At 70.7% G+C, this 24,574-nt stretch carries 27 protein-coding genes; 11 read left to right on the top strand and 16 right to left on the bottom strand.

The window, feature by feature from the left end; translation table 11 throughout:
• Positions 1-169 precede the first annotated feature (169 nt).
• The 3 genes from folB to BLW57_RS21650 are packed head-to-tail and all read left to right on the top strand — an operon-like array spanning position 170 to position 1,684.
• The gene (gene folB, locus BLW57_RS21660) at positions 170-529 is read left to right on the top strand and encodes a dihydroneopterin aldolase (protein ID WP_093476661.1); all 360 of its coding nucleotides are present in this window, start codon (positions 170-172) and stop codon (positions 527-529) included.
• Complete coding sequence (folK, locus tag BLW57_RS21655; RefSeq protein ID WP_093476660.1) at positions 526-1,137, top strand: 2-amino-4-hydroxy-6-hydroxymethyldihydropteridine diphosphokinase; 612 nt, start codon at positions 526-528, stop codon at positions 1,135-1,137. Before folB ends, folK begins: the two co-directional genes overlap by 4 nt.
• 58 nt (positions 1,138-1,195) lie before the next feature.
• Entirely contained in the window at positions 1,196-1,684 is a 489-nt protein-coding gene (locus BLW57_RS21650; protein ID WP_093476658.1) for a DUF3180 domain-containing protein, read from the top strand.
• 22 nt (positions 1,685-1,706) lie between these two features.
• Here BLW57_RS21650 and folE read toward each other — a convergent pair whose 3' ends face one another.
• The 6 genes from folE to dacB form a co-directional block, all read right to left on the bottom strand.
• Positions 1,707-2,312: a GTP cyclohydrolase I FolE gene (gene folE, locus BLW57_RS21645; RefSeq protein WP_093476657.1), complete on the bottom strand. Its 606-nt coding sequence runs from the start codon at positions 2,310-2,312 to the stop codon at positions 1,707-1,709.
• Between the two features lie 107 nt (positions 2,313-2,419).
• Positions 2,420-4,459 (bottom strand): ATP-dependent zinc metalloprotease FtsH, encoded by a 2,040-nt coding sequence (gene ftsH, locus BLW57_RS21640; RefSeq protein WP_176985676.1) that lies wholly within the window; start codon positions 4,457-4,459, stop codon positions 2,420-2,422.
• Between the two features lie 218 nt (positions 4,460-4,677).
• On the bottom strand, positions 4,678-5,238 hold the full coding sequence (gene hpt / locus BLW57_RS21635; protein ID WP_093476655.1) for a hypoxanthine phosphoribosyltransferase: 561 nt from the start codon (positions 5,236-5,238) through the stop codon (positions 4,678-4,680).
• 77 nt (positions 5,239-5,315) lie between these two features.
• Positions 5,316-6,347, bottom strand: coding sequence for a tRNA lysidine(34) synthetase TilS (tilS, locus tag BLW57_RS21630; protein WP_093476654.1), 1,032 nt, complete (start codon positions 6,345-6,347; stop codon positions 5,316-5,318).
• A 192-nt stretch (positions 6,348-6,539) separates the two neighbouring features.
• On the bottom strand, positions 6,540-7,673 hold the full coding sequence (locus BLW57_RS21625) for a zinc-dependent metalloprotease (protein WP_093476652.1): 1,134 nt from the start codon (positions 7,671-7,673) through the stop codon (positions 6,540-6,542).
• 100 nt (positions 7,674-7,773) lie between these two features.
• Positions 7,774-9,324 carry a D-alanyl-D-alanine carboxypeptidase/D-alanyl-D-alanine endopeptidase gene (dacB, locus tag BLW57_RS21620; protein ID WP_093476651.1) on the bottom strand — a complete coding sequence of 517 codons (1,551 nt, stop codon included), beginning with the start codon at positions 9,322-9,324 and terminating at the stop codon, positions 7,774-7,776.
• Positions 9,325-9,448: 124 nt separating this feature from the next.
• Between dacB and BLW57_RS21615 the strand changes: the two genes are divergently transcribed.
• Together BLW57_RS21615 and BLW57_RS21610 are read left to right on the top strand one after the other, a co-directional pair.
• Positions 9,449-9,940: an inorganic diphosphatase gene (locus BLW57_RS21615; protein WP_073901115.1), complete on the top strand. Its 492-nt coding sequence runs from the start codon at positions 9,449-9,451 to the stop codon at positions 9,938-9,940.
• A gap of 115 nt (positions 9,941-10,055) precedes the next feature.
• On the top strand, positions 10,056-11,714 hold the full coding sequence (locus tag BLW57_RS21610) for a threonine/serine exporter family protein (protein ID WP_093476649.1): 1,659 nt from the start codon (positions 10,056-10,058) through the stop codon (positions 11,712-11,714).
• An 18-nt stretch (positions 11,715-11,732) separates the two neighbouring features.
• On the opposite strand, the gene BLW57_RS21605 is transcribed toward BLW57_RS21610, so the two are convergent.
• Entirely contained in the window at positions 11,733-12,725 is a 993-nt protein-coding gene (locus BLW57_RS21605; protein WP_093476648.1) for a VTT domain-containing protein, read from the bottom strand.
• A 139-nt stretch (positions 12,726-12,864) separates the two neighbouring features.
• Between BLW57_RS21605 and BLW57_RS21600 the strand changes: the two genes are divergently transcribed.
• Entirely contained in the window at positions 12,865-13,230 is a 366-nt protein-coding gene (locus BLW57_RS21600; RefSeq protein ID WP_093476646.1) for a YbjQ family protein, read from the top strand.
• Between the two features lie 15 nt (positions 13,231-13,245).
• Here BLW57_RS21600 and BLW57_RS21595 read toward each other — a convergent pair whose 3' ends face one another.
• A complete protein-coding gene (locus tag BLW57_RS21595) occupies positions 13,246-14,010 on the bottom strand; it encodes a MerR family transcriptional regulator (protein WP_093476645.1) in 765 nt (254 codons plus the stop codon).
• A gap of 112 nt (positions 14,011-14,122) precedes the next feature.
• On the opposite strand from BLW57_RS21595, the gene BLW57_RS21590 reads away from it, so the two are divergent.
• Together BLW57_RS21590 and BLW57_RS21585 are read left to right on the top strand one after the other, a co-directional pair.
• Positions 14,123-15,409, top strand: a complete 1,287-nt coding sequence (locus BLW57_RS21590; RefSeq protein WP_093476643.1) for an ion channel protein — start codon at positions 14,123-14,125, stop codon at positions 15,407-15,409.
• A gap of 26 nt (positions 15,410-15,435) precedes the next feature.
• On the top strand, positions 15,436-16,842 hold the full coding sequence (locus BLW57_RS21585; protein ID WP_093476642.1) for a glutamate decarboxylase: 1,407 nt from the start codon (positions 15,436-15,438) through the stop codon (positions 16,840-16,842).
• 20 nt (positions 16,843-16,862) lie between these two features.
• On the opposite strand, the gene BLW57_RS21580 is transcribed toward BLW57_RS21585, so the two are convergent.
• From BLW57_RS21580 to BLW57_RS21565, 4 genes are all read right to left on the bottom strand, one after another.
• Complete coding sequence (locus tag BLW57_RS21580; RefSeq protein ID WP_093476640.1) at positions 16,863-17,504, bottom strand: PadR family transcriptional regulator; 642 nt, start codon at positions 17,502-17,504, stop codon at positions 16,863-16,865.
• A 24-nt stretch (positions 17,505-17,528) separates the two neighbouring features.
• Positions 17,529-18,068: a DinB family protein gene (locus tag BLW57_RS21575; RefSeq protein ID WP_073901129.1), complete on the bottom strand. Its 540-nt coding sequence runs from the start codon at positions 18,066-18,068 to the stop codon at positions 17,529-17,531.
• Between the two features lie 134 nt (positions 18,069-18,202).
• Positions 18,203-19,663, bottom strand: coding sequence for an aldehyde dehydrogenase family protein (locus tag BLW57_RS21570; protein WP_093476639.1), 1,461 nt, complete (start codon positions 19,661-19,663; stop codon positions 18,203-18,205).
• Positions 19,664-19,772: 109 nt separating this feature from the next.
• Positions 19,773-20,597: a helix-turn-helix domain-containing protein gene (locus BLW57_RS21565; RefSeq protein ID WP_093480811.1), complete on the bottom strand. Its 825-nt coding sequence runs from the start codon at positions 20,595-20,597 to the stop codon at positions 19,773-19,775.
• Positions 20,598-20,963: 366 nt separating this feature from the next.
• Between BLW57_RS21565 and BLW57_RS21555 the strand changes: the two genes are divergently transcribed.
• Complete coding sequence (locus tag BLW57_RS21555) at positions 20,964-21,440, top strand: ATP-binding protein (protein WP_093476637.1); 477 nt, start codon at positions 20,964-20,966, stop codon at positions 21,438-21,440.
• A gap of 100 nt (positions 21,441-21,540) precedes the next feature.
• Here BLW57_RS21555 and BLW57_RS21550 read toward each other — a convergent pair whose 3' ends face one another.
• The 4 genes from BLW57_RS21550 to BLW57_RS21535 form a co-directional block, all read right to left on the bottom strand.
• Entirely contained in the window at positions 21,541-21,810 is a 270-nt protein-coding gene (locus BLW57_RS21550) for a DUF397 domain-containing protein (RefSeq protein WP_093476636.1), read from the bottom strand.
• Between the two features lie 146 nt (positions 21,811-21,956).
• The gene (locus BLW57_RS21545; RefSeq protein ID WP_093476634.1) at positions 21,957-22,448 is read right to left on the bottom strand and encodes an SRPBCC family protein; all 492 of its coding nucleotides are present in this window, start codon (positions 22,446-22,448) and stop codon (positions 21,957-21,959) included.
• Positions 22,445-22,801, bottom strand: a complete 357-nt coding sequence (locus BLW57_RS21540; protein WP_093476633.1) for an ArsR/SmtB family transcription factor — start codon at positions 22,799-22,801, stop codon at positions 22,445-22,447. The genes BLW57_RS21545 and BLW57_RS21540 overlap by 4 nt, the downstream gene beginning before the upstream one ends.
• A gap of 11 nt (positions 22,802-22,812) precedes the next feature.
• A complete protein-coding gene (locus BLW57_RS21535; protein WP_093476631.1) occupies positions 22,813-23,184 on the bottom strand; it encodes a VOC family protein in 372 nt (123 codons plus the stop codon).
• A 202-nt stretch (positions 23,185-23,386) separates the two neighbouring features.
• On the opposite strand from BLW57_RS21535, the gene BLW57_RS21530 reads away from it, so the two are divergent.
• Positions 23,387-23,875: a hypothetical protein gene (locus BLW57_RS21530; protein WP_256339553.1), complete on the top strand. Its 489-nt coding sequence runs from the start codon at positions 23,387-23,389 to the stop codon at positions 23,873-23,875.
• Between the two features lie 175 nt (positions 23,876-24,050).
• Positions 24,051-24,560 carry a DUF4232 domain-containing protein gene (locus BLW57_RS21525; protein WP_093476628.1) on the top strand — a complete coding sequence of 170 codons (510 nt, stop codon included), beginning with the start codon at positions 24,051-24,053 and terminating at the stop codon, positions 24,558-24,560.
• Positions 24,561-24,574 lie beyond the last annotated feature (14 nt).

The following is a 24,574-nucleotide window of genomic DNA, read 5'->3' as shown; positions in this document are numbered from 1 at the left end:
CGTCCGGGTTCCCCGGGGGAAACACGGGGTGAACCCTGCGGTCCCGGCCCGAGCCCACGCCGCCGTGGCCCGGCTCTGTCGGTGCCCGCAGGTAGATTCGTCTGTGACCGGTGTGCCGCCCGCACGCGGTACGACCCGGTCGTTCCCGACGATTGCAGGAGTGATTCGCGTGGATCGTGTCGCGCTGCGCGGCCTCAAGGCCCGCGGGCACCACGGTGTGTTCCCCAAGGAGCGCGAGGAGGGCCAGACCTTCATCGTCGACCTCGTCCTCGGCCTGGACACCCGGCCGGCCGCGGCCGACGACGACCTGGCGAAGACCGTGCACTACGGCATCGTGGCCGAGGAGGTCGTGGCCGTGGTCGAGGGCGAGCCGGTGAACCTCATCGAGACGCTCGCCGAGCGGATCGCCCAGACCTGCCTGAAGCACGAAGGGGTCCAGGAGATCGAGGTCTGCGTCCACAAGCCGGACGCGCCGATCACCGTCCCCTTCGACGACGTGACCGTCACCATCACCCGGAGCCGAGTATGACCCGATCCTTCCTTCAGGGTCACAGCGACCCGACCGTCCAGCCGGTGCCCGCCTCGGTCGTCGAGCGGGTGGACGCCGCCGACACGACCCTGCAGAACCCGAAATGGGCCGTGATCTCCATCGGCTCCAACCTCGGCAACCGCCTGGAGACCCTCCAGGGCGCCGTCGACGCCCTGGAGGACACCCCCGGCGTCCGTGTGAAGGCCGTCTCCCCGGTCTACGAGACCGAGCCGTGGGGCGTCGAGCCCGGCAGCCAGCCGTCGTACTTCAACGCGGTCGTGGTCCTCAAGACCACCCTGCCCCCCGCCTCGCTGCTGGAGCGTGCGCATGCCGTCGAGGAGGCCTTCAACCGCGTCCGCGACGAACGCTGGGGCCCGCGCACCCTGGACGTCGACATCGTTTCCTACGCCGACGTCACCTCGGACGACCCGCACCTCACCCTGCCCCACCCGCGCGCCCACGAGCGGGCCTTCGTCCTCGCCCCCTGGCACGACGTGGACCCGCAGGCGCAGCTGCCCGGCCGCGGCACCGTGGCCACCCTGCTCGCGGCCGTGACCCGCGAAGGCGTGGAGGCACGCGCGGACCTGGAACTCCGACTGCCCGAGTAGTCGTTAAGGTCAAGACGACCAACGATCCGGGACGGTCCGGGGGAGCTGAAGGGACACCGTGAGAGAGCTGCGCATCAGGGTGCTGGTCGGTGTGTTTTTCGTGGCCGGCATCCTGTCCTGGGCGGGCGCCCGCCTCTGGAACTCGATCGGGACACTCCCAAGCGTCCCCCTGGCCGCGCCGATCGTCCTGGCGCTGATCGCCGTCGTCCTGCTCGCGACCGCGCTCTCGCTGCGCGCCCGTCTGCGGGCCCAGCGCGAGCGCCGTCCCGGAGCGAAGGGCGTCGACCCCCTGATGGCCGCCCGCGCGGCTGTCTTCGGCCAGGCCAGCGCCCTGGTCGCCGCCCTCGTCGCCGGCATGTACGCCGGCACGGGCGTGTTCCTCCTGGAACTCCTCGACCTCCCCGCCCGCCGCGACCAGGCCATCTACGCCGGCTTCTCGGTCCTGTCCGCACTCGGCGTGATAGTGGCCGCCCTGTTCCTGGAGCGGGTCTGCAAGCTCCCGGAGGACGACGACCAGAACCACCCGGGCGCGGAGCCGGTGGCCTGACCGCCGCCTCCGGTCACGGAGCTCAGCGCGCCAGTATCAGGCTCATCGCCTCGGCGCGGGTCGTGGCGTCCCGCAGCTGGCCGCGCACCGCCGACGTGGTGGTCTTGGCGCCGGGCTTGCGGATGCCGCGCACCGACATGCACATGTGCTCGGCCTCGATGACGACGATCGCGCCGCGCGCCTCCAGGATCCTCATGAGCGAGTCCGCGATCTGGGTGGTGAGCCGCTCCTGCACCTGCGGGCGGCGGGCGAACACCTCGACCAGCCGGGCCAGCTTGGACAGGCCGGTGATCTTGCCCGTCTCGGCCGGGATGTACCCGACGTGCGCCACGCCGTGGAACGGCAGCAGGTGGTGCTCGCAGAGGGAAACGATCTCGATGTCCTTCACCAGGACCATCTCGTCGTGCCCCAGATCGAAGGTCGTCGTCAGAACGTCCTCAGGCTCCTGCCACAGTCCCGCGAGCAGTTCCCGGTACGCACGCGCCACCCGTGCCGGAGTCTCCTTCAGGCCCTCGCGGTCGGGGTCCTCACCCACCGCGATGAGGAGTTCGCGTACGGCGTTCTCGGCCCGCTTCTCGTCGAACTCGCCGATGAAGCCGTCGCCGGCCAGCGTCACGGGGTCGGTCATCTGATGCCTCGTTCCTGTACGTCTTGCCGCGGACATACAAATGCCGCGCCCCCCAGGCTAAAACCTGGGGGGCGCGGCATTCATTCCGGGCCCGTCGGCCGGGTGCCTCAGCTCTCGGGGCGGTCCTCCGGGGTCTGCTCCGTGACCGGGGCGGACTCCGAGGCGGTGGACTTGGCCGTGCTGATCGAGGCCGTCGCGCCGTTCGCACCGTTGGTCAGTGCCAGCTCCTTGGGGGAGAGCACCGGCGGGCGGGTGGACGGGGTGCGGCGGGAGGAGCCGGTCCACGCGGGCCGCGGCGGGCGCTTGTGGATCGTGGCGAAGATCTCGGCGATCTCCTCCTTGCCCAGGGTCTCCTTCTCCAGCAGGTGAAGGACGAGCTGGTCGAGCACGTCGCGGTTCTCGACCAGGATCTCCCAGGCCTCGTTGTGCGCCGTCTCGATGAGCTTCTTGACCTCTTCGTCGACCAGCGCGGCGACTTCCTCGGAGTAGTCGCGCTGGTGAGCCATCTCACGGCCGAGGAAGGGCTCGCTGTTGTCGCCGCCGAACTTGATCGCTCCGAGCCGCTCGGTCATGCCGTACTGCGTGACCATCGCGCGGGCCAGGTTGGTGGCCTTCTCGATGTCGTTGGCGGCGCCGGTGGTCGGGTCGTGGAAGACCAGTTCCTCCGCCGCCCGGCCGCCCAGCATGTAGGCGAGCTGGTCGAGCATCTCGTTGCGGGTGGTCGAGTACTTGTCCTCGTCGGGCAGGACCATCGTGTAACCGAGGGCACGGCCGCGGGACAGGATCGTGATCTTGTGGACCGGGTCGGAGTTCGGCGAGGCCGCCGCGACCAGGGCGTGACCGCCCTCGTGGTACGCGGTGATCTTCTTCTCCTTGTCCGACATGATCCGGGTCCGCTTCTGCGGGCCCGCGACCACGCGGTCGATCGCCTCGTCCAGCGCCTTGTTGTCGACCAGCTTCTGGTCACCGCGGGCGGTGAGCAGGGCGGCCTCGTTGAGGACGTTGGCCAGGTCGGCGCCGGTCATGCCGGGCGTGCGGCGGGCGACGGCGGCCAGGTCGACGTCGGGCGCGACCGGCTTGCCCTTCTGGTGGACCTTGAGGATCTCCAGGCGGCCCTGCAGGTCCGGCGGGTCGACCGCGATCTGGCGGTCGAAGCGGCCGGGGCGCAGCAGCGCCGGGTCGAGGATGTCCGGGCGGTTGGTGGCGGCGATGAGAATGACGCCGCCCTTGACGTCGAACCCGTCCATCTCGACGAGCAGCTGGTTCAGCGTCTGCTCGCGCTCGTCGTGACCGCCGCCGAGGCCGGCGCCGCGGTGGCGGCCGACCGCGTCGATCTCGTCGACGAAGACAATGGCCGGGGCGTTCGCCTTGGCCTGCTCGAACAGGTCACGGACCCGGGAGGCACCGACACCGACGAACATCTCGACGAAGTCGGAACCGGAGATCGAATAGAAGGGGACGCCCGCCTCGCCGGCGACGGCGCGCGCGAGGAGCGTCTTGCCGGTACCCGGGCGGCCGTAGAGGAGCACGCCCTTGGGGATCTTGGCACCGACGGCCTGGAACTTGGCCGGCTCCTGGAGGAACTCCTTGATCTCCTGGAGCTCCTCGACGGCCTCGTCGCAGCCGGCGACGTCGGAGAAGGTCGTCTTGGGGGTGTCCTTGGTGATGAGCTTGGCCTTGGACTTCCCGAAGTTCATGACCCGGGAGCCGCCGCCCTGCATCTGGTTCATCAGGAACAGGAAGACGACGACGATCAGGACGAAGGGCAGCAGGGAGAGCAGGACGCCGACGAACGGGTTCTGCTTCGACGGCGAGACGGTGTAGCCGTCCGGGATCTGCTTGTCCTGGTACTTGGTCTGCAGCTGGCTGGCGATGGTCACGCCCTGGTCGCCGATGTAGCTCGCCTCAATCTTCGAGCTGCCGTCGACCTTCTGGCCGTCCTTGAGATTGACCTTGATGGTCTGTTCGTCGCCTGTGGTCAGCTTGGCCGACTGGACCCTGTTGTCATTGATCGCCGCGACGACCTGACCGGTGTCCACCGTCTTGTAGCCGCCGGACGAGCCGACGACCTGCATCAACACGACCACGGCAAGGACGGCCAGCACGATCCACATGACCGGCCCACGGAAGTATCGCTTCACGTCCATCCATACGGAGCGGTGTCGCCCCGTCCCTCCTGCCATAGTGAGTTTGATAAGACAGTTCTTCTGACGGTACCCCAGCATTGTTGCCCGAAGCCGCACGAAGCCGTTTCGAGGGCCGGGAAACCCGTCTCTGCATGCTTCAACGGCGCGGGCCCCGCCGGGGTTCCCGATCGTCCCACCGGGCTTGGGCCGACTGGCTCAGCCCGGGGCCCGCTCCGGGGTCAGCCGCCGTAGACGTGCGGCGCGAGCGTACCGACGAACGGCAGGTTGCGGTACTTCTCGGCGTAGTCGAGGCCGTAGCCGACGACGAACTCGTTGGGGATGTCGAAGCCGACCCACTCCACGTCGATGGCGACCTTGGCGGCGTCCGGCTTGCGCAGCAGCGTGCACACCTTCAGGGAGGCGGGCTCGCGGGAGCCGAGGTTGTTGAGCAGCCAGGACAGGGTCAGGCCGGAGTCGATGATGTCCTCGACGATCAGGACGTGCCTGCCCTTGATGTCGGTGTCGAGGTCCTTGAGGATGCGGACCACACCGGAGGACTGGGTGCCCGCGCCGTAGGAGGACACGGCCATCCAGTCCATCGTGACGGGGGCGGACAGCGCTCGGGCGAGGTCGGCCATGACCATCACCGCGCCCTTGAGGACGCCGACGATGAGCAGATCCTTGCCCGCGTACTCCGCGTCGATCTTCGCGGCCAGCTCGGCCAGCTTCGCGTCGATCTCTTCCTTGGTGATGAGCACCTGCTGGAGGTCGGCACCCATGTCTTTCGCGTCCACCCGCATCACTTTCGGTCGTCCCGCACTTACGGCCTCCGGCTGCCCGGACCGGCCGCCGGAGGATCGCTCCGGGAGGTCGGGATTCAGCCCTGCCGAATCACCAGTCTGCCACCCTGCCGCTGGGCCACGACTTTGCCCGGGAGATTGATGGCTCCCTGGCCGCGCCAGCCGGTGATCAGACGGTCGACTTCCTCGATGTGCCGGGCGAACAGCGAACCGGCCGGCGCACCTGCCTCGATGGCGGCCCGGCGCAGGATGCGGCGGCGTACGGCGGGCGGCAGGGCGTAGAGCTTCGCGCACTCCAGCAGCCCGCCGGCGTCCCGTACGGAGGACTCGGCCTGACTGGCCCAGCTGTCGAGGGCGTCGGCGTCGTCGCGGGAGAGCTGGGCGGTGCGGGCGAGCGCCTCGACGACACCCTTGCCGAGAGCTTTCTCCAGGGCGGGCAGGCCTTCGTGCCGGAGCCGGGAGCGGGTGTAGGCCGGGTCGGCGTTGTGCGGGTCGTCCCAGACGGGCAGGGACTGGACCATGCAGGCCTTGCGGGCGGTCTGGCGGTCGACGTGCAGGAAGGGCCGCCGGTAACGGCCGCCGGCCCCCGAGACCGCGGCCATCCCGGACAGGGAGCGGATGCCGGAGCCGCGGGCGAGGCCCAGCAGGACGGTCTCGGCCTGGTCGTCCCGGGTGTGGCCGAGCAGGACGGCCGCGGCGCCGTGGCGTTCGGCCAGCGCGTCCAGGGCGGCGTAGCGGGCGTCGCGGGCGGCGGCCTCGGGCCCTCCGTCGCGGCCGACGGTCACGGCGACGGACTCGACGGGGTCGAGGCCGAGTCCACGCAGGCGCAGGACCACTTCGTCGGCGCGGAGGTCGGATCCGGGCTGGAGGCCGTGGTCGACGGTGACACCGCCCGCTCGGATGCCGAGCCTGGGGGCCTCGAAGGCGAGGGCGGAGGCGAGCGCCATGGAGTCGGCGCCGCCGGAGCACGCGACGAGCACGAGCGGGGAGGGGGGCCGCTCGGCCGGTCGGTCCGGGTGCGCGCCGGGGGTCTGCAGGTCGTTGAGGAGGTCGTGGAGTACGCGGCGAACCGCCAGGCGTATCGCCGCGACCGCAGGATGGGGACCCATGTCCGGTTCCCTTCATGAAGTTTTCGGGGGGCGAGACCGAGCTCTGTCACTCAGAGTGTGTAGATGGTGACAGAGCCGGGCCGTTCCCCGAGCATTGCACGCCTACGCATGGCCCACGGTCCCTCGGACGGGTGATTGGAGGGGCGTCCGTCTGCCGTCGGCCGGATTCGTGTCACGACTCCTCCACGGCGTTCACGACTCGGCCCTGCGGTGCACCCGCGCGATCCAGTCCGCCGGTTTGGCGATCTCCGCCTTGGTGGGCAGGGTGTTCGGGGAGGTCCACACGCGGTTGAAACCGTCGATGCCGACGTCCCCGACGACCGCGCGGACGAAGCGCTCGCCGTCCCGGTACTGCTTGAGCTTGGCGTCCAGGCCGAGCAGTTTGCGCAGCGCCTGGTCCAGGCGGGAGGCGCCCTTGGCGCGGCGCTGCTGGAACTTCTCGCGGATCTCCGCGACGGTCGGTACGACGCTGGGGCCGACGCCGTCCATGACGTAGTCGGCGTGACCCTCCAGCAGGGACATCACGGCGGTGAGACGGCCGAGGATCTCGCGCTGGGCGGGGGTCTGCACCAATTCCACGAAGGAACGGCCGCCGTCCTCCTCCTCGCCCTCGGGGCGGCCGCCGGCGAGGGACTGGGCGGCCTCCCGGATGCGCTCCAGGAAGGTCATCGGGTCGACGTCGGTCTCCGCGAGAAACGACTGGATTTCGCCCTCGAGGTGGTCGCGCAGCCAGGGCACGGCGGTGAACTGGGTGCGGTGGGTCTCCTCGTGCAGGCACACCCACAGCCGGAAGTCGTGCGGCTCCACGTCGAGTTCGCGTTCGACGTGGACGATGTTGGGGGCGACGAGGAGGAGCCGGCCGCCGCCGTTCTCACCGGCGGGGAGGTCGCGGCCGGCGGGGGCGAAGGTCTCGTACTGGCCGAGGACCCGGGAGGACAGGAACGACAGCAGCATGCCGAGTTCGACGCCGGTGACCTTGCCGCCGACCGCGCCGAGGACCGCACTGCCGGGGCTGCCCGCGCGCCGCTCCTGCATCTTCTCCAGGAGGGGTTTGAGGATCTCGCGGAAGCCGGCGACGTTGGCGCGGACCCAGCCGGGCCGGTCGACGACGAGGACGGGGGTGTCGTGGGTCTCCTCGGTGGTCATCCGGGTGAAGCCGCGGACGTGCTCCTCCGAGGCCTTCGCGTGCCGGCGCAGCTCCGCGACGACGGCCCTCGCCTCGTCACGGCTGACGTCGGGGCCCGGTCGTACGAGCCGTGTCGCGGTTGCCACCGCGAGGTTCCAGTCGACCATCCCGGAAGATGCGGTGCCGCCGAAGCCAGTCATGCCGTCAACCGTACGTGAGCGTCACGGCTTGGGGCAGACCGTGAGGACCGCCGGGGGTGGGCGGCCCGGTCGCCGGGCGGTGGCACGGGGCCGGCCGCCGTCATCGGCAGCCGCAGGCCGCCAGGGCCGTGGCCGTGGTGTCGAGGGCCGCCTGGGCCTCCAGGGGGTTCGTCGTGCCGGAGGCCAGGAAGGCGAAGGCGAGGAGGTGGCCGTCGGTGTCGACGACGGTGCCCGCGAGGGTGTTCACGCCGGTCAGGGTGCCGGTCTTGGCGCGTACGACGCCGGACGCGCCGTCGGTGTAGCGGCGGGCGAGGGTGCCGGTGAAGCCCGCGACGGGGAGACCGGTGAGGACGGGGCGCAGGCCGGGGCGCTCGGGGTTACCGGCCTCGACCAGGAGGGCGGTGAGCAGTTCGGCGGTCAGCTTGTCGTTGCGGTCGAGTCCGCTGCCGTCGTGGAAGGAGGCCCCGGACATCGGCAGGCCCAGTTTGGTCAGCCGGGCGGAGACCGCCTTGGCGCCGCCGGCGAAGCCTGCGGGCTCGCCGCTGGTGAGCGCGGTCTGGCGGGCGAGCGCCTCGGCGATGTCGTTGTCGCTGTTGGTCAGCATGCGTTCGACCAGGGCTGCCAGCGGGGGCGAGGAGACGGTGGCGAGGGTCTGGGCGCGGGTGGTGGCCTTGGAGGTGCCGGGGGACGTGGTCTTGATGCCGGCGTCGGCGAGGAAGCCGGCGAACTTGCCCGCCGCGTCCTTCGCGGGGTCGGTCACGCGAGTCGCCGGTCCGCTGACGGAGTCGTCGGTGCGGCCCTCGTCGGCGATGAGGGCGCTGACGGGGGCGAGGTTCTCGTTGACGCCGATGGGGTGCTGGGCGGGCCCGGAGTAGAGCGTCGTGTCGTACGACAGGGTGACCTCGCCGATGCCGCGCGCGCGGAGTGCCTTCGCGGTGCCGGTGGCCAGGGTGCGCAGGCTCGCCCAGCCGTCGGACTTCGCGCGGGCGGTGAGGGTGGGGTCGCCGCCGCCGACCAGGACGAGTTCGCCGGTGTCGGGTTCGAGGGCGGCGCGGGTGGTGAGTCGGTGGTCGGGACCGAGGGCGGACAGGGCGGCGACGGCGGTGGCGATCTTGGTGGTGGAGGCGGGGGTGAGGGCCTTGCCGGCGTCGGTGGCGTAGAGGCGCTTGCCGGTGGTCACGTCGACGACGGCGGCCGTGCGGGTGCCGCCCAGGGCGGGGGCGTCCAGGAGGGGCCCGAGGACGTCGGCGAAGGGTTTTCCGCCGGCGGCGTCGTTCGTGGTGCCGACGGCGCCGTCGGTGCCGCCCAGGCCGGTCAGGACGGGTGCGGCGCTCGGAGCCGGGCGGGGTCCGCCCGCCGCGGTGCCGGAGCGGCCGTGATCTGTGCCACCTGACCGCTCAAGGGCGGCGGCCCGTTCCCGCTCGGCCGTACGCTGACCGTTGGCGTCCCAGGGGCCGGCCACGGTCACCACGCCGGCGGCCAGTGCCAGGCCGGCGGTGGCGGCGCCCGCGGTGTACTGCCAGGTCCTGGCCGTCCTCGGACGGGGCGCCGGCCGCGGACGGACGGCCTTCGCCAGCCGCGCGACCCGCGGCCCCGCGGCGGCCGCGGCCCGCGCCAGCCGCGGTCGTACGGCGCTCGCGATCCGCCTCACCTGCGGTCCCGCGGCTCGCCAAGGCCTCAGCTCTGGCACGACCACCAGCCCCTTTCGCGATCACACACCTGCGTGAGGGACACTTAATCACCAGAACTATGTGTTGATCATGGAGGAGCCACCGGTGGAGTTCGACGTCACGATCGAGATCCCGAAGGGTTCGCGCAACAAGTACGAGGTGGACCACGAGACCGGTCGGATCCGCCTGGACCGCCGTCTCTTCACCTCGACCGCCTACCCGGCCGACTACGGCTTCGTCGAGAACACCCTCGGCGAGGACGGCGACCCGCTGGACGCGCTGGTCATCCTGGATGAGCCGACCTTCCCGGGCTGCCTCATCAAGTGCCGTGCGATCGGCATGTTCCGGATGACGGACGAGGCGGGCGGCGACGACAAGCTGCTGTGCGTCCCCTCGACCGACCCGCGGGTGGAGCACCTGCGCGACATCCACCACGTGTCGGAGTTCGACCGCCTGGAGATCCAGCACTTCTTCGAGGTGTACAAGGACCTGGAGCCCGGCAAGTCCGTCGAGGGCGCCAACTGGGTGGGCCGTACGGACGCCGAGGTGGAGATCGAGCGGTCGTACAAGCGCTTCAAGGAGCAGGGCGGCCACTGACCGGCCGGTTTGTCCGCGACGGGCCGCGGCACCCTGAGTGGGGTGACGCGGCCCGTCTGCGTGCTCATGCGCATACTGAGGCCTACGGAAGGTGTCGTTCAGGGAGCGGTGCGAGGTGATGGAGGCGGAGGACCGCAAGCCCCGGTCCGACGAGGCGCGGTACGACCCGGAGATCACGTCCGAGTTCGCCATTCCGGTGGGTCTCGACGTGCCGAGGACAGCAGGCGGTGAGCCGGAGACGACCTCCGAGTTCACCGTGCCCCGAGGGCTGGAGACGCCGCAGCCGCCGAGCGCGGAACCGGAGGGGTCGGCGTTCAGCACGCCGCGGACCTACAGCGCCAGCGGGGCCCCGGCCGCGTTCACGCCGGCCACCGGCGTGCCGATGGTCAGCCTGGTCAAGGACGCGCCGTGGCAGGACCGGATGCGCACGATGCTGCGCATGCCGGTGACCGAGCGTCCCGCGCCGGAACACGTACAGCGCGTGGAGGAGGGCGGTCCGGCCGTCCCGCGCGTGCTCGACCTGACCCTGCGTATCGGCGAGCTGCTGCTGGCGGGCGGCGAGGGCGCCGAGGACGTGGAGGCCGCGATGTTCGCGGTGTGCCGGTCCTACGGCCTCGACCGCTGCGAGCCGAACGTCACCTTCACGCTGCTGTCGATCTCGCACCAGCCGTCGCTGGTGGAGGACCCGGTGACGGCGTCCCGCACGGTGCGGCGCCGGGGCACCGACTACACGCGGCTGGCGGCGGTGTTCCGGCTGGTGGACGATCTGACCGACCCGGAGACCCATGTCTCGCTGGAGGAGGCCTACCGGCGCCTGGCGGAGATCCGCCGGAACCGGCATCCCTACCCCGGCTGGGCGCTGACGCTGGCCGGCGGGCTGCTGGCCGGCGCGGCCTCTGTGCTGGTCGGCGGTGACCTGATCGTCTTCGTGGCGGCGGCGCTGGGCGCGATGCTCGGCGACCGGCTGGCGTGGCTGTGCGCGGGGCGCGGGCTGCCCGAGTTCTACCAGTTCACGGTGGCCGCGATGCCGCCCGCGGCGATCGGTGTGGCGTTCGCGCTGGCCGATGTGGACCTGAAGGCGTCCGCGGTGGTCACCGGTGGGCTCTTCGCGCTGCTGCCGGGGCGGGCGCTGGTGGCGGGCGTGCAGGACGGTCTGACGGGCTTCTACATCACCGCGTCCGCGCGCCTGCTGGAGGTCATGTACTTCTTCGTCGGCATCGTCGCCGGGGTGCTGGTGGTCCTGTACTTCGGGGTGAAGGTCGGCGGCCAGCTGAACCCGGACGCGGCGCTCGGCAGCTCCGACCGGCCGCTGGTGCAGATCGCGGCGTCGATGGTCCTGTCGCTGACCTTCGCGGTGCTGCTCCAGCAGGAGCGGTCCACCGTGCTGTGGGTGACCCTCAGCGGCGGGGTGGCGTGGTCGGTGTACGGCGCCATGCACGTCGTCAGCGACATCTCACCGGTGGCGTCCACGGCCGTGGCGGCGGGGCTCGTGGGTCTGTTCGGGCAGCTGCTGTCGCGGTACCGGTTCGCGTCCGCGCTGCCGTACACGACGGCGGCGATCGGGCCCCTGCTGCCCGGTTCGGCGACCTACTTCGGGCTGCTGTCCATCGCGCAGAACGAGGTGGACAAGGGGCTCGTGTCGCTGGCCAAGGCCGCGTCACTGGCCATGGCCATCGCCATCGGGGTCAACCTGGGGTCGGAGATCTCGCGGCTGTTCCTGCGGGTCGGCTCCTCCGGGAAGCGCCGGGCCGCGAAGCGGACGAGGGGGTTCTAGGGCGCCGCCCGGCCCCCGTCAGTGGTTGCGGTGGTCGTACGGGTACGGGCTCTGGCCGTTCCCCTGCTGCGGGTACTGCTGCTCGGGGTACTGCTGCTGCGGGTAGGGCTGCTGCTGGGGGTACTGCTGCGGGTCGTAGTACTGGTCGCCGTAGCCCTGATCGCCGTAGCCCTGGTCGGTGTAGCCCTGGTCGCCGGAGCCCTGGTTCCAGTGCTGCTGCGGGTCCTGCCGGTACGGCTGCTGGTACGGCTGTTCCTGCTCGATGCGGCGCAGCTGGGTCGTGGCGTCGTCCATGGCGGGGGCCTGCTGGTGCGGAGCGGGCTGCTGGTACGCCGGCTGCTGCGGCCGGTACGGGGCCCGCGCCGCGGCCGGCTCCGCCTGCTCGGGCTTCTTGTTCTTGCCGCGTGCGCGCAGGAACTCGATCGCGATCGGGACGACGGAGACGAGGACGATCAGGATGAGGATCGCCTCGATGTTCTTGTTGACGAAGGGGATGTTGCCCAGCCAGGAGCCGAGGAGGGTGACGCCCGCGCCCCACAGGACGCCGCCGATGACGTTGAAGGTCAGGAACGAGCGGTACTTCATGCCGCTGACGCCGGCGATGATCGGCGTGAACGTCCGCACGATCGGCACGAAGCGGGCCAGGATCAGGGACTTCGGGCCGTACTTCTCGAAGAACTCGTGCGCCTTGGTGACGTTCTCCTGCTTGAACAGGCGGGAGTCGGGCCGGTTGAACAGGGACGGGCCGACCTTCTTGCCGAACATGTAGCCCGCCTGGTCGCCCAGGACCGCGGCGAGGCAGATCAGGGCGATCGCCCCCCACAGCGGGAAGTCCAGCTGGTCCGAGGTGATCAGCAGGCCGCAGGTGAACAGGAGCGAGTCACCCGGCAGGAAGAACCCGATGAGCAGTCCGGACTCGGCGAAGACGATGAGCAGCAGGCCCCAGATGCTGTACGTGTCGAGCAGATAGTTGGGATCCAGCCAGCTCGGGCCTAGGGCGAGTGTCATCACGGGTCCGGGCTCCTGAGGGGGTGAGGCGGCTGCGGCATCCATGTGGGCCGCACAAAGCTATCAACGCGATGTGTCCGACCCAGGTTCCACCGGTGTCTCCAGGATGCACTGTGGGCGGACTGGCACAAAGCTGTGAGCCATGGGACTCGATGACTACGGCGGCGGCCAGGGGCCCCAGCCGGACGTGCTGGTCGTGACGACGAACGACGTGCCCGGGCACCGGGTGCAGCAGGTGCTCGGCGAGGTCTTCGGCCTCACCGTGCGCTCCCGGCACATCGGGAGCCAGATCGGCGCCGGGCTGAAGTCGATGATCGGCGGGGAGCTGAAGGGCCTCACCAAGACGCTCGTGCAGACCCGCAACCAGGCCATGGAACGGCTGGTGGAGCAGGCACGCGCGCGTGGCGCCAACGGGGTGCTGATGTTCCGGTTCGACGTGACGGAGGCCGCGGACGTCGGCACCGAGGTGTGCGCCTACGGCACGGCGGTGGTCCTGGCCCGGGAGTGACCCCGGGCCGGGACGTCAGGACGCGGTGTGCCGGGCGGTGTTCGCCACGATCGCGTCCCGCAGGTACACGGCGAGACCGCTCCGGACGGCCTCGTACGTCGCGGTGAAACGCTCGTCGGCCACGTACATCTCCCCCAGGCACGCGTGCATCTCGTGCGGGCAGTCGTAGTACGCGCCCGTGATGAACCGGCGGTGCTCCTCGGCGACGTCCATGGCCGCCGCGGAGTCGGCGGGCACGCCCTCGGCGAGCAGGTCCGCCATGCGGCCGTGGATCGCGCCCATCTCCTCGTTGATCCGCTTCCAGTCCTCCTTGGTGTACCGGGCGGTCCGGCGTCGCGACTGCCGGTAGGCCTCGGTGCCGCCCCAGCGTTTCTCGGCCTCGGCGGCGTGCTCGTCCGGGTCGAAGTCGCCGAAGACCTCGAACCGCTCCTCCGGTGTGAGGTTGATGCCCATCGTGCGTGCCTCCATGGCGTGCTCCACGGCCGCGGCCATCTTCTGCAGCTTCTCGATCCGGGCGGTCAGCAGTTCGTGCTGGCGGCGCAGGTGCGCGCGCGGGTCCGTGTCCGGGTCGTCGAGCAGGGCCGCGACCTCGTCGAGCGGGAAGCCGAGTTCCCGGAAGAACAGGATCTGCTGGAGCCGGTCGAGGTCGGCGTCGTTGTAGCGCCGGTGGCCGGCGTACGTGCGCTCGCTGGGCACGAGCAGACCGATCTCGTCGTAGTGGTGCAGGGTGCGCACCGTGACCCCGGCGAACCCCGCGACCTGTCCCACGGAGTAGCTCACTTTCCGCTCCTTGTCGTCGGTACGCCTCCACGCTGAGGCCTGACGTCACGTGAGGTGCAAGCCGGATTCCGCTCGGGATGTTGGGTGTGTTATGTCCGCTTATGGTGAGCCCGTGGCTCAGGAGACCGAGAAGCAGGCTCCCTCGACCCGCCCGGCGGCACCGGCGCGGGCGCTGCTGCCGTCCATCCTGCCCGCCGCCGTCGTCGGCGTGCTCGCCAGTCTCACCTTCGTCGGCGTCAGCTCGGCCGCCGAGCAGTTGCAGCGCGTGCTGTGGGGGCCGCTGCCGAAGGCGCTGGGCGTGGGTCCGTACTCGGTGCTGTGGATGTTCGTCATGCTGGTGGCGACCGGCGCCGCCGTCGGTCTGGTGGTCTGGAAGGTGCCCGGTCACGCCGGTCCGGACCCGGCCACGACCGGTCTGAACGCCCCGGTCCTGCCGCTGTACGTGCTGCCGGGCCTGGTGCTGGCGGCCGGGCTGATGCTGGCCGGCGGACCGAGCCTGGGCCCGGAGAACCCGATCATCGCCGTCAACGTGGGACTCGTGGCCTGGCTCGGGACGCGCTTCCTGCCACGGAGACCGGGCGCCCTGTGGCCGGTGCTCGCCGAGGCCGCGACGATCGGGGCGCTGTTCGGCACACCGGTGGCGGCGGCGCTGGTGATCTCCGAGGCGCTGGCCGGGAAACCGATGCCCGGCCTGCTGTGGGACAACCTGTTCGCGCCGCTGACGGCCGGCGCGTTCGGGGCGATCACGACCACCCTGGTGGCCCATCCGACCTTCGACCTGGGGCTCCCGCCCCTGGGCCACCCGAACGCCAAGGACGTGCTGGCCGCGCTGGTGATCGCCCCGGTGGCCGCGCTGCTCGGCATGTGCGCCGTCCGCGCCTTCCCGTACGTCCACGCGGCCTTCCAGCGGTTGCGGCATCCGATGCTCATGCTCCCGGCGGGCGGGGTGGTCCTCGGCGCCCTGGCGGCCGTGGGCGGTCATCTGACCCTGTTCAAGGGGCTGTCGGAGGTCGGGGTGCTCGCGGCGAACCCGGACGGCTGGTCGGCGGGCCAGTTCGCCACCATGACGGTGGTGAAGCTGGCCGCCCTGCTGGTCGCCGCGTCCTGCGGCTTCCGCGGCGGCCGGATCTTCCCGGCCGTCTTCATCGGCACCGCCCTGGGCCTGTGCGCCCACGCGCTCGTCCCCGCCGTACATCCCTCGCTGGGCGTGGCGACGGGCGTCCTGGGCATCCTTCTGGCGATCACCCGGCAGGGCTGGGTGAGCCTGTTCACCGCGGCCGTCCTGGTCGCCTCGCCCGCCATCATCGCCCTGCTGTGCATCGCCTCGCTGCCGGCCTGGCTGCTGGTGACGGGGCGCCCGCAGATGCAGCTGCGGGCGGACGGCACCTCGATCCGCTGACTCCCATCTCTTCTGGAGGCACGTCCATGGCCCTGCACAAAGGTCCCGAGAAGCACGAGCAGCGGACGGTGTCGGTCAACCCGTTCTTCGGGGAGGCCAACCCCGTCGCCGGCATGACCGAGGCCCCGCCCACGCACCGGCTGCCGGACACCCCGCTCCCCCCGTCCACCGCCTACCAGCTGGTGCACGACGAGCTGATGCTGGACGGCAACTCCCGGCTGAACCTGGCCACCTTCGTCACCACCTGGATGGAGCCGCAGGCCGGGGTGCTGATGGCGGAGTGCCGGGACAAGAACATGATCGACAAGGACGAGTACCCGCGCACGGCCGAACTGGAGCGGCGCTGCGTGGCGATGCTCGCCGATCTGTGGAACGCGCCGGACCCGTCGGCGGCGGTGGGCTGCTCCACGACCGGTTCGAGCGAGGCGTGCATGCTCGCCGGAATGGCCCTCAAGCGGCGCTGGGCGAAGCGGAACGCCGACCGGTACCCGGGGGCGCGGCCCAATCTGATCATGGGCATCAACGTCCAGGTGTGCTGGGAGAAGTTCTGCAACTTCTGGGAGGTGGAGGCCCGGCTGGTCCCGATGGACGGCGACCGCTACCACCTCGACCCGCAGGCCGCCGTGGAGCTGTGCGACGAGAACACCATCGGGGTCGTGGGCATCCTCGGCTCGACCTTCGACGGCTCCTACGAGCCGATCGCCGAGCTGTGCGCCGCCCTGGACGCCCTTCAGGAGCGCACCGGCCTGGACGTCCCCGTGCACGTCGACGGGGCCTCGGGCGGCATGGTGGCTCCGTTCCTCGACGAGGACCTGGTCTGGGACTTCCGCCTGCCGCGGGTGGCGTCGATCAACACCTCCGGGCACAAGTACGGGCTGGTGTACCCGGGTGTCGGCTGGGCGCTGTGGCGGGACAAGGAGGCGCTCCCCGACGAGCTGGTCTTCCGGGTCAACTACCTGGGCGGGGACATGCCGACCTTCGCGCTGAACTTCTCCCGGCCCGGCGCCCAGGTGGTGGCGCAGTACTACACGTTCCTGCGGCTGGGGCGGGAGGGCTACCGGGCGGTCCAGCAGTCGACGCGGGACGTGGCGACCTCGCTGGCCGACCGGATCGCGGCGCTCGGCGACTTCCGGCTCCTCACCCGCGGCGACGAGCTGCCGGTGTTCGCGCTCACCACGGCCGACGACGTCTCGGCGTACGACGTCTTCGACGTGTCCCGGCGCATGCGCGAGAGCGGCTGGCTGGTGCCCGCGTACACCTTCCCGGCCAACCGCGAGGATCTGTCCGTGCTGCGGATCGTGTGCCGCAACGGTTTCTCCCACGACCTGGCCGACATGTTCCTGGACGACCTGAGCCGGCTGCTGCCGGAGCTGCGCCGGCAGCAGCACCCGCAGACCCGGGACAAGGGGGCGGCCACGAGCTTCCACCACTAGGAGCCGGCGGCCGCGCCGGATCAGCGGTCGTCCTCCGGGTGCCGCTCGCCCGTCGCGTACGGGTTCTCCTGGCCCTCGGCCAGCACGCCGACGAACGGTTCGCCCTCGCCCGCGAACGTGTGGGCACCGTTCTCCAGACGGTCGACGAGGCCGCGGGTCCACTCGGCCTCGGAGTCGGCCGTGTGGACCCACATGCTCATGATCTCGCCGATGTGGCCGAGCCGTTCGGGCCCCTCGGCGGGCACGTAGTGCTCCGTGACCGAGGAGCGCCACGCCTCGATCCGGCGGGTGCGCTCCTTCAGCAGCGCCACCGCCTCGGCCCTCGGCAGGTCCACCATGAAGCCGAGGGCCGCCGTCTTGACGTCACCGCGCTGGTCGTAGGAGACCAGCGCCTCGCGCAGCAGGGCGAAGTACTCCTCGGTGCCCCGCTCCGTCAGCTCGTACTCCGTGCGCGGCGGCCCGCCGGCCGTGGACGGCGCGATCTCGTGCGCGTGCAGCAGTCCCTGCTTGGCCAGCTGCTTGAGCGCGTGGTAGATCGAGCCCGGTTTGGCGTTGGACCACTCGTGCGCGCCCCAGTACTCCAGGTCGCCCCGCACCTGGTAGCCGTGGGCCCGCCCGTGCTGCCGGACCGCGCCGAGCACGAGGAGACGGATCGCTGACATGCCGTCCAGGTTATGGCCGCGGGGCTAGCCGGCCTGCTCCAGGGCCACCAGCTCGAACGCGGTCTTCCCGTCCAGGGACTCGCGGATGATGTCGGCGTGACCGGCGTGCCGGGCCGTCTCGCGGATCAGGTGCAGGCAGAGCCAGCGCAGCGAGACACGGCCCTCCGGCGGGAACCAGGGGTCCGGCGGCAGCGGGAAGGTGTCGTCGAGGCTCGGCGCGGAGCGGATGTACTTCTCCGTGTCGGCGGCCACCTGCTCCCAGTACGCCAGTTGCGAGGCCACCGTCTCGTCGCCGACCAGCTGGAACGTCTCGTGCCAGTTCGTCTCGTCACGGCGTACCGCGGGCGGCTCCTGCCTGGCCCGGGCGAGCCAGCTCTGCTCCACCTCGGCGACGTGCTTGAGCAGGCCGCCGAGCGAGAGCTCGCTGGCGCTGGGGCGGGTGCGGGCCTGCTCGTCCGTCAGCCCGAGCAGGGCCCGGCGGATGCCGCCGCGCTGTTCCTCGATGAATGCGAGGAGCGCTCCCCGCTCGTCGCCCTGCGCCTCCGCCGGCACGTGAGTGACCATGACCCGCCGCCTTTCGTGGAATCGGTGCGCCGGGGCCGTTCTCCCCGACACCGACGACGCTACGGGCCATTGCGGTCAGCTGCTGTCCTCAATGGCCCGGGTCCGCGAAAAGGCCGGAGGCCGGGAGGGGCGGGTCAGAACGGGAAGCCGCTGCGGCCGTGCTGGACGGAGATCCACTTGACGGTGGTGAAGGCCTCCAGCGTGGTCTCGCCGTTGAGGCGGCCGATGCCCGAGTGCTTCTCACCGCCGAAGGGGACGAGCGGTTCGTCGTGGACCGTGCCGTCGTTCACGTGGAACATGCCGGTGTCGATCTGCTTGGCGAAGGCGACACCGCGTTCGATGTCGCCCGTGTGGACGGCACCGCTCAGGCCGTACGGGGTGTCGTTGACGATCCGGACCGCCTCCTCCTCGCCGTCGAACGGGACGAGGAAGACGACCGGCCCGAAGACCTCCTGCCGCAGCAGCGCGGAGTCGGCGGGCAGACCGGTGAGCACACTGGGCTCGACCAGGTTGTCGGTCGTGGAGCCGTGCACGAGGGCCGTGGCACCCTCGGCGATCGCCTGCCGGACCGTGCCCGAGACGGCGTTCGCCTGCGCCGAGTTGATCACCGGGCCGATGACGGTCTCCGGGTCGCGCGGGTCGCCGACCTTGAGCGTCCTGACCTTGGCGACGAACTTCTCGGTGAACTCGTCGGCCACGGAGGCGTCCACGAGGACCCGGTTGGCGGCCATGCAGACCTGGCCCTGGTGCACGAAGCGGCTGAAGACCGCCGCGTCCACCGCGTAGTCGATGTCGGCGTCGTCCAGCACCACCAGCGCGCTGTTCCCGCCGAGTTCGAGCACCGCGCGCTTGAAGTTCCGGGCGCAGACGGTGGCCACGTGCCGGCCGACCTTGTCGGAGCCGGTGAAGGAGATGACCTTCGGGACGGGGTGCTCGATGAACGCGTCGCCGATCTCGGCTATGTCGGTGACGACGACGTTGAGCAGGCCGCCGGGCAGCCCGGCCTCCTCGAAGATCTTCGCGAGCAGGGTGCCGCCGGCGATCGGGGTGTTCTGGTGCGGCTTGAGGACCACGCCGTTGCCGAGCGCGAGGGCCGGGGCGACCGACTTCAGCGACAGCAGGAAGGGGAAGTTGAAGGGGCTGATCACGCCCACCACGCCGACCGGCACCCGGTAGACACGGTTCTCCTTGCCGTCCGTCGGGGAGGGCAGGAGCCTGCCCTCGGGGCGCAGCGCGAGGTGGATCGACTCGCGCAGGAACTCCTTGGCGAGGTGCAGTTCGAAGCCGGCCTTCACACGCGTGCCGCCCAGTTCCGCGATGATCAGGTCGGCTATCTCCTGCTCGCGGTCCTCGATCAGTCTGAGCGCACGCTCGAAGACCGCGCGCCGCGTGTAGGGGTTGGTCGCGGCCCACTGCTTCTGGGCGCGGGCGGCGGCCCGGTAGGCCTGGTCCACCTCGTCGACGGTGGCCACCGTGATCGAGGCCAGCTTCTCGTCGTCGTACGGGTTGAAGTCGATCACGTCCCAGGACCCGCTGCCCGGACGCCACTCGCCGTCGATGTACTGCTGGGCCAGGTCGGTGAAGTAGGACGACATGTGATCCCTCAATCGCTAGCGGACACCAGATCTACGCCATGTCTGATCACACGTCATCCTACTTGTGACCAAAGGGAGTTGAGAGTGACCTCGTAAGACAAGCGGCCCCTCAGGACAACTGCCGCAGGCCCCGGAGCAGGTCCCGGCTCTCGTCCGGGCCCGGGCTGTCCTGCTGCAGCTCCTTGAGCGCCTGCTCGTACTGGGCGACGTCCTCACGCTTGTCCAGGTAGAGGGCGCTGGTCAGCTGCTCCACGTAGACCACGTCGGACAGGTCGGCGTCGGGGAAGCTGAGGATGGTGAAGGCGCCGCTCTCGCCGGAGTGCCCGCCGAAGCCGAACGGCATGACCTGCAGCCGTACGTTGGGCCGCTCGGACAGGTCGATCAGGTGCTGGAGCTGGCCCCGCATCACCTCGCGGTCGCCGTAGGGGCGGCGCAGGGCGGCCTCGTCCAGGACGATGTGGAACTCGGGGGCGTTGTCGGAGAGCAGGTACTTCTGCCGCTCCAGGCGCAGTGCGACCCGCCGCTCCACGTCGGCGGCGCTCGCGCCCTTCATGCCGCGCCGGACCACGGCGCGGGCGTACTCCTCGGTCTGCAGCAGGCCGTGCACGAACTGCACCTCGTAGGCGCGGAGCAGGGAGGCGGCGCCCTCCAGGCCCACGTAGGTGGGGAACCAGGTGGGCAGGACGTCGGTGTAACTGTGCCACCAGCCCGCCACGTTGGCCTCCCGGGCGAGGGAGAGCAGAGACTCGCGCTCGGCCTCGTCGGTGATGCCGTACAGCGTCAGCAGGTCTTCCACGTCTCTGGTCTTGAAGCTCACCCGGCCCAGCTCCATCCGGCTGATCTTCGACTCGGACGCGCGGATCGAGTAACCCGCGGCCTCACGCGTGATCCCCCGTGCTTCACGCAGTCGCCTGAGTTGCGAGCCGAGCAGCATCCGCCGCACCACCGATCCGGGCTCTCCCGCGCTCACGTTCGCCAGCCTCCCCAACCGTCTTCAAGGGCCGCAGTCTGCCACTAAAACACTTCGAGCAGTACTCGTCCGGTTACGGAAACGGAGAGAGTGCGGCCGTTTCTGCCCCCTCGCTATCGGGAAGAGGTCCGGACCACTGGCGGAGGTCTGCGGGAAGATGGCAGAAAAAATGGCCAAGAAGCGGTACGGGCATGACCATTTCGGTCGCGTGCACGTGCATCTGCCCTTGCATCTGCTCTGCGCTTCCGAAACCATGGTGCCGCGCCACCGCTGCATCGCAACGACCGCGAATTCCCGGGAGTGCCTCGCATGGGAACGAATGGATCGACCATGCTCAAGCCGTTACGGCAGGGCCTTCCGCCTCTGGACCCCACGGCCGTGTCCGATGCCGCCTCCTGCGCCCTGCCCGCCCGTTACGAGGCGGTGCGCGAGGCCCGGCGCTTCACCCGGGGCACTCTCGACCAGTGGGACGTCGGCGACCGCTTCGACGACATATGCCTCGTCGTCTCCGAACTCGTCACCAACGCGCTGCGCCACGCGACGCCGGCCGAACAGGACCGCGGGGACGAGCGCAACCCGTCCGTGCGGCTGCATCTGATGCGCTGGACCGAGCGGCTGGTGTGCGCGGTGCGCGACCCGAGCCACGAGACCCCGGTTCCGCGCGACTCGGACGACTTCTCGGCCGAGTCGGGACGGGGACTGTTCCTGGTCGACTCCTTCGCCGACGGCTGGGGCTGGCACCCGCTCGCGGGCACGCTCCACGGCAAGGTCGTCTGGGCGATGTTCCGGCTCCTGCCGGCCCGGTGACATCCCGCCGAGCGCTCCGACGTGCCGGTTCTACGCGCGTAAACCCGGTTCCCGGCGGCACCGACATCGTTGCCACCGGGGAGCGGCGCGCACCGGCCGGTCAGCTCACGATCAGATGATCGAACTCGCCGTCCTTGACGCCGAGGAGCATGGCCTCGATCTCCGCACGCGTGTAGACGAGCGCCGGTCCGTCCGGGAAACGCGAGTTGCGTACGGCGACCTCACCACCCGGCAGCCGCGCGAACTCCACACAGGATCCTTGCGAGTTGCTGTGCCTGCTCTTCTGCCAGGCCACTCCGTCCAGCTGCGTGGCAGCCATGCCGTTGTGCACGTCGTACCCCCCGTAAACGCCGTCAACGTCGCGGTCCACAGGTCGCTCCCCGGTGGTGCGTTGGCTGTTGTGGCCATAGATGCTGTAGTCAACTGAACCGGATCATAACCCCGTTCACGTGCAGTTGCATGAGCAGATGCACGTGCACGCGCAGTGGTGCCGCGGTTACAGCTTTGACGAGCGCTTTACCCGGGCTGCCCCAGCACCTGCCCAAGAGCAGGCATGACATGCCCTCTCCAGCCCCCGTTCATGATCTTCCGCGCCATCAGCTGCGCCGGGTCGTCCGGATCGAACCCCTCGTGCACTAGGAAGAGACGCGTACCGCGCCCTTCCTGTTCCAGGGTCCAGGTGATGGTCCAGTCCGCGGGATTGGCCGGATCGGCGTCGGTCCACCGGAGGGACAGCATCCGCTCGGTGTCGTAGGCGAGCACCCGCACCCGGACGACACCGGAGAAGCGGGAGTTGGGACGCGGGACGGACGTCATCCGGTACTCGTGGCCCACCTCGAGCCGGAAGCCCTCGGCGCCCGGCATCTGCCAGCGAGCGAGCAGTCCGGGGTCGGTCAGGGCGCGCCAGACCTTGGCGGGCGGGTGCGGGAAGAACTGGTCGACATGGATCGTGGTGAGGCCACCCGCGTCACCCGTGTCGTCCTCGTCACCCTCGAACGGTGTGCTCATGGCTGGTCATCGTCGGGCATGCGGTCCAGCAGATCGCCGAGGCCCTTCAGCCGCTCCCGCCAGAACCGCTCGTACGGATGGAGCCAGTCCTGCACCTCGGCGAGCGGCGCCGCCTCCAGGCGGTAGATGCGCTGCCTGCCGGAACGCTGTTCGGAGACGAGGCCGGCCTCCCGGAGCACTTTGAGGTGTTCCGAGAGGCTGGGGCGGCGCATGTCGAAGTGGTCGGCCAGCGCCTGCACGGGCTGCGGTCCGCGTTCGCGCAGCAGGCGCAGGACCTCGCGGCGGGTGGCGTTCGCGAGCGCGGCGAAGACGCGGTCCTCCGCGGCGGCCTCTCGGACCCCGGCTGCGGGCATGTCCGGCCTTTCTACTGGTGAGCCTCCGTGAGCAGCATCAGACCGTTGCCGTCCGGGTCCCGGAAGGCGGCCATCCGCCCCCAGGGGTGGTCGTCCGGACCCTGCACCTCGGTGCCCGCCTCGGCGAGCCGGGCGCAGGCGGCGTCGACATCGGTCGTCACCAACATGATCCCCCGGGCCGAGCCGGGCTCGAAATCCCCCATCCCCGGCCCCGAGAGCGTGAAGACGGTCTGCGCACCCCGGGGCGCGACTTGAAGCCACCGCCCCGGCGGCATCAGGACGTCGGCGGTGACCTCGAAGCCGAGGACGTCCCGGTAGAAGCGCAGGGCCCGGTCCTGGTCGGCGACGGGAAGGGTGACGAAGGAGGCGTGGGTGATGTGCATGCACCCACGATAGGTAGGCCATTCCCTACCGGTCAAGCGTAGGAGAATCCCTACCCATGTGCGCGGCTGCGGGCTCCGGCTCGGACCTCGGCGGGGAACGGGTCCGGTACCCGCCTCCCGGAGGCCCGCGGGCGGCTGCTGGTAACTTGCTGCGGGCCGTCCGGCCGAGGGCGACCGCCCGCTACAGCATGGGAGCTTTCCGGTGACTTCTGCGAGTGCGCGAGTGCGGAGCGCGGCCCTGGCCGCGGCAGTGGCGGGCGCGCTGACGCTGACGGCGTGCAGCGGCGGCGACTCGGGGAACGGCTCACCGTCCCCCTCCTCGTCCGGCGCCTCCGCGGTTGCGTCGCCGTCGGGCTCCTCCGCCGTGACCGGTGCCTCCGACGAGCTGCAGGGCAGCTGGATCACCACGGCGGGCGGCAAGGTCGTGGCACTGGTGATCACCGGGAAGCAGGCCGGCGTCTTCGCGACCGGCGGGACCGTGTGCAGCGGGACCGCGGGCAGTGAGGCGGGCATGCGGATGATCCACCTGACCTGCGCCGACGGCAGCAAGGACCGGGTCACCGGCATGGTCGACCAGGTCGGCGCCAAGACCATGAAGGTCACCTGGTCGGGCAAGCTCGGCCAGGAGACGTACAGCAGGGCCGAGGGCGGCAAGCTGCCGTCGGGGCTGCCGACCGCGTTCACGCAGTGACGTCCGGCGCCCTTGGCGGTGCACCCGAAAAGGTGATCCGGTGACCGGGGAGCCCCCTGCGGCGGCGGGCCGCAGGGGCTCCGGAAGCGGTGATTCGGGAGGGGCGCGCGATCGGAGGCCGAGCGCAGGCGCCATGATGCTCATGGCACCGTCACGATCTCGTTGAGGACCGCTCATGCGCGCTTATCCGCTCACCGTCACCGCTCTCGCCGCCGCCCTGCTGCTCACCGCCTGCGACGACGGCGGCGGCAAGAGCACCGACAAGAACAGCTCCGCCTGCGAGATCGGCGGGGTGTCGGTGCAGATCGGGTCGGCGAGCGTCGCCCCGGCCGCCGGTGACGCCGGGGAGGTGCCGGTCAGCATCACCAACCAGAGCACACCGTGCACCCTCGACGACTTCCCGGGCGCCGTGCTGGAAACCGGCACCGCCAAGGAGAAGCTGCCCGTGCTCGCGGGTGCCAAGGCGCAGAAGCTGAAGCTCGCCAAGGGCGACTCGGCGTCCTTCACCATCGCCTACGTGCGCGGCAAGGAGGGCGACAAGAACGGCGTGGCGGCCAAGACGGTGACGATCGCCCTGCCCGGCTCCGCGACGACCCGGAGCTTCCCCTGGTCCTACGGCCCCGTCGCCCTCAAGGGCAGCGGGCCGGACGCCTCCGTCAGCGCCTTCCAGCAGGTCGGGGACTGAGGCGGGCGGAGGGC

This window comes from Streptomyces sp. 1222.5, assembly GCF_900105245.1.
GTDB lineage: Bacteria > Actinomycetota > Actinomycetes > Streptomycetales > Streptomycetaceae > Streptomyces > Streptomyces albidocamelliae.
This window is presented reverse-complemented; position numbering and strand designations above follow the sequence as displayed.